The sequence below is a fragment of the Pseudomonadota bacterium genome, assembly GCA_010028905.1.
Taxonomy (GTDB): domain Bacteria; phylum Vulcanimicrobiota; class Xenobia; order RGZZ01; family RGZZ01; genus RGZZ01.
The window spans coordinates 1-4,167 of sequence record RGZZ01000450.1; the positions used below are offsets into that span (position 1 = coordinate 1).

2 protein-coding genes are annotated in these 4,167 nt (G+C 68.1%); one reads left to right on the forward strand and one right to left on the reverse strand.

Going from position 1 to position 4,167, the window contains the following annotated elements:
• Positions 1-242: 242 nt before the first annotated feature.
• Complete coding sequence (locus EB084_20935) at positions 243-776, forward strand: DUF3828 domain-containing protein (GenBank protein ID NDD30733.1); 534 nt, start codon at positions 243-245, stop codon at positions 774-776.
• A 39-nt stretch (positions 777-815) separates the two neighbouring features.
• Here the strand turns inward: EB084_20935 and EB084_20940 are convergent, their stop codons facing one another.
• On the reverse strand, positions 816-3,737 hold the full coding sequence (locus EB084_20940; protein NDD30734.1) for a hypothetical protein: 2,922 nt from the start codon (positions 3,735-3,737) through the stop codon (positions 816-818).
• Between the last annotated feature and the right edge of the window lie 430 nt (positions 3,738-4,167).

Sequence of the window (4,167 nt, forward strand, 5' to 3'; positions counted from 1 at the left end):
TCTATACCTGTAGCCGGCGTCCAGGGTGGCGCATCTCGGGCCTCGAGGCGCGCCTGGTGTGAGCGCGCCGGGCTCTCTCTATACCTGTAGCCGGCGTCCAGGGTGGCGCCTCTCGGGCCTGGTGTGAGCGCACCGGGTCGCCCGGCGACGCATCGTCGCCTCCGTTTCCCCCCAAAGGGAAGGGACGTTCGCTTGCTCCGCGAATCCTGACTGACCCCATCAAAGAAAGGTCACGTCCACTCATGAACCGCCGCCGCTTCGCCATCGTCACGTGCGCCCTCACCCTTGCCGCAGCCCTGTCGCTGCTGCTGCCGGGACGAGCCTGGGCCCAGTCGACGCCCGAGCAGACCGTGAACGCGTTCTATCGCGACTACATGACCGCCGTCGAGCGCTCACCGCGCAACTGGGTCGAGACGCTGGTGAACGGGCAGAAGGCCAACCTCGACGCGCACCTGGCCGCCGGGCTGCTCGAGATGGCGGGCAACACGCCGGAGAGCGGCAAGCCCTGGCTCGATTTCGACCCGTTCGGCAACTCACAGATGGGCACGAAGAGCTTCACGGTGCGTAGCGCGGTGAACAAGAACGGCCAGATACTGGTGCCCGTGGCGATTCTGCTCAACCGCGATCAGGGCCCCGCGAAGGTGCGCGTCACCGCGGTGGTCAAGCAGTGGGAGCCAGGCGGCAAGTACATCATCACGAATTTCCTCTACCCGGCCGAGTACGGTGCTCCTGGCTGGGACCTTCAGGGCTTCCTGAAGAAGACGCTCAAGCACTGAGGCGGGCTGCCCGCCCCCCTCTCGCCGACGCGTCGCCCCCTATCCCTGCGGCCTGAACACCCCGTCCTCGACGCGCACCACCGGCACGTCTGGCGCCAGGCTCTGTAGCAGCGCGACCGTGCTGGGATGACAGGTGAACAGCAGCACCTGCGTTTCCTGCGCGAGCTCGATGATGGCGCGGGCGGCGCTCTTGGCGCGGGTGGGGTCGAAGTTGACCAGGATGTCGTCGATCACGAGGGGCATGGTGACGCCTTCGCGCTGCTGGTGGCGGATGAAGCCGAAGCGCAGGGCGAGGTAGAACTGCTCTTGGGTGCCGCTGCTCAGCGCATCGACCGACTTGCGACCCCCATGGCTGTCGAGGATGTCGAAGTCTTTTGAGTCGTTTGTGAGCCTCGCGCGAACCTCGCGGTACGCCCCCTGGGTGAAGGTCGACAGGTACCCGCCCGCGTCTTGCACCACCCGCGGCTGGGCGTCGCGCTCGAAGCGCTTCCAGGCCTCGTCGAGCAGGTGCTTCGCGATCACGAGGCGGCTCCACTCGGTGGCCAGCTCGCTTAGCTCGGCGCGCAGCGACGCTTCTCTGGCGCGCAGGTGGCTCAGGGTGTCGGCGTCGCTCAGCGCGTCGAGCTGCACATCGAGCTTCGTCTTCCGGTTGTGCAGCCCGATTGCCGCGTCGTCATCGCCTTCGCCGTGGAGAGCGATCTGCAGGTGTTTCACCGCGTTGCTCAGCTGCGCCTCGTCGGCCGCAAGCCCTTCGAGGTTGACCTCGCCCACCTGTGCCGCCCATGCTTCGGGGTCGGATGCATCGCTCAGCACCCGCAGCGTCTGCTCGACCTCGCGCAGCGACTCGCGCAGGCTGTCGCGACGGTCGACCGCTTCGGCCAGGGCGCGAAGGTCGTCGTCGGTGGCGCAGCCGGCCGCGGCGAGCAGCGCGGCGTGATGTTCGTTCACCGTTTTGCGCTGCGCTTTGCGCTGCGCGAGCTGCGCGTGAAGTCGATGCAGCTGTCGCGACCGCTGCGCCAGCACCTCGAGGCGGCTGACCAGGGCAAGGGCATCGCCAGGCGAGAGGTCTGACGGCAGCCCCGCGCGCGACAGCACGTCAACGAGGTCGTCGCTCAGGCGCGCGCGCTCTCTCTTGCGCGCGTCGAGGCGCTGCTCGAGGTCGACGGTCGCCGCGCGCGCTTCGTTGAGTGTCTTCTCGTGCTGGCGAAGCGCCTCGGTCTTCTCGCGCAGCGCCCCGGCCTCGCCCAGATCGTGGGTGGCGTCGCGTCGCGCGATGCTGATGCTCTCGAGGGTGAGCGCGCCGCGCAGGGCGAGGGCGGCGGCGTCGTTGGCCGCGGCGTCTCGGGCCGTGCGCTCGCGCTGCTGCGCTTGACTGGCCTTGCTCGACGCCTCGTTCAGCTCGAGTTCGAGACGCGCCTCGATCTCGCGCGCGGCAGCAGCCTCGGCACGCTTCTGCCAGAGCTGCACGGCCACCAGCGCAATTCCCACCAGCATGAGCACGCCGCCCACGGCCAGCACGCCGCCCGATGCGTGGGTTGTGGCCTGCACCCCCAGCGCGACCGCGCCGCTCAAAGAGAGAGCCGCGCCGAGCACCAGCATGGCCGTGGCCGCCTTCACCTGCGGTCGATCGCGATGGTCGCGCAGCGCCCGCTGTTTCTCTGCGGCGAGGGTGGCGAGCTGCTCAGCCGTTGTCTGCAGACCCGTGATGGCGTGCACCTGCTGCTCGAGCTGGGCCAGGCGCTCGATGCGCGTCTCGATGTCGATGACGCTCTGCCCGCCTGCCGCGGTGGCCCTGGCGTGCTGCTGCCGGGCCGTATCGAGTCGGGTCTCGGCGTCGACGAGCGCGCGCTCGGCCGACGAGAGATCAGCGCGCGCCTGTGTCAGCAGCCCGTCTTTCTCGGCCAGGGGCGTCTCGAGCGCTTTGATGTCGGCCCGTGCCTCATCGGCCGCGAAGGCCTCGAGGCGCTCGAGGCTCCAGCCGGGGCGACAGGCGGCAAGCGCCACCTCGATGGGATCACCGCCATCGTGCGCGCGCGCGTGCGCAGCACCGGTCTGGGGCCGCTGCGCTCTCTCGATCTCGTTCTGCGTCTCGGTGATCAGTCCGTCGAGGCTGCTGGCCTGTTCGGTGAATCGCGTCAGCTCTTGTAAGGCGTTCTCTGGGACGCGATCGAGCTCGGCGGGCAGCGCGGCGATCTGATGGATGATCTGCTCGCGGCGTTCCCACGGATCGATCATCCTGCGGGTCTGGTCGATGGCGTGCAGCCGCTTCTCTGCCTGCTCGAGGTCGGCCTGCGCCTGCGAGATCTGATTGATGAGCGCGCTGCGCTGCTCGAAGAACGCGTCGTACTGCGCCAAGCTCTCAACGGCAGCCTCGATCTCGACGTGCAGCTGCTGCAGCTGCTCGGCCTTCACCACCAGGGGCTTGGGATTTGTCGTGAGCAGCGCCTTGGCGTTCTTGGTGAGCTGCTTCTGCACCTGGGGAAGGGCGGCGATGCCCACCCCCATCGAGGCGCCGTAGATGACGCCGCGCAGCTCATCGCCGTGCAGGGCCTTCATGTTCTGCAGATCAGACAGGCTGAAGGCGAACACGGTGCGCAGGCTCTCTCGGGTGACGCCCTTCAGCAAGGCGTCGAGGGAGGCTTCGGGCGCCCCGTCGAGGGGCGTGACCTCGGCTTCGCCCGCCACCTTCTTGTCGCGGTAGCGCGCAATGAGGTAGCGGTGACCCGCCGCGGTGCTCACCTTGATGCTGCCCCCATCGCGCCCCCCACGCAGCGCAGGATAGGAGTTTTCCTTCTCGGTTCCCGTCGGATAGCCGAACAGCACCCCGCGGATGAATCCGAGCAGGGTCGACTTCCCCGCCTCGTTGTCGCCCACGAAGACGACGAGGCCCGGGGAAAGGTCGCGGAGATGCTGATCACGGTAGATGCCGAAGCCGCTCAGGTGGATGTCTGTGTAGCGCATTCAGGCCTCGTTCGCGGGGGTAGTGAGGGTGCGTGTGAGCGAGTTGGGGATGGATTAGGGCTCGAGATGACGAGTTCCTGTGTGTTGGGGGGGCAGGCAACAGTGCTCTGTCAGTGCGTCGTTGCACCTGATGGCAGCGTGAGGGGTGCTGGGGCATCAGATTCTCCTCTGCGCGAGATGGCCGCAGGCTTTACTGCCGAGCGCTGTGAAGCGTCTCCCCCTGGGCCTTCGGGTGGGGTGCGCGGTGTCCCCCACGGCCTCGTGGTTGACCTCGGCTTGTCCCCCTCGGCCTCGTGATGGACTGAGGCTTGTCCCCCACGGCCTCGTGGTGGACTGAGGCTTGTCCCCCACGGCCTCGTGGTGGACCTCCTCGTGTCCCCCACGGCCTCGTGGTGGACTGAGGCTTGTCCCCCACGGCCTCGTGGTGGAC

What these genes read in the sequence shown, in the direction of transcription:
- EB084_20935 (NDD30733.1), top strand. Translation starts at nt 243, where the DNA reads ATGAACCGCCGCCGCTTCGCCATCGTCACGTGCGCCCTCACCCTTGCC.
- EB084_20940 (NDD30734.1), bottom strand. Translation starts at nt 3,737, where the DNA reads ATGCGCTACACAGACATCCACCTGAGCGGCTTCGGCATCTACCGTGAT.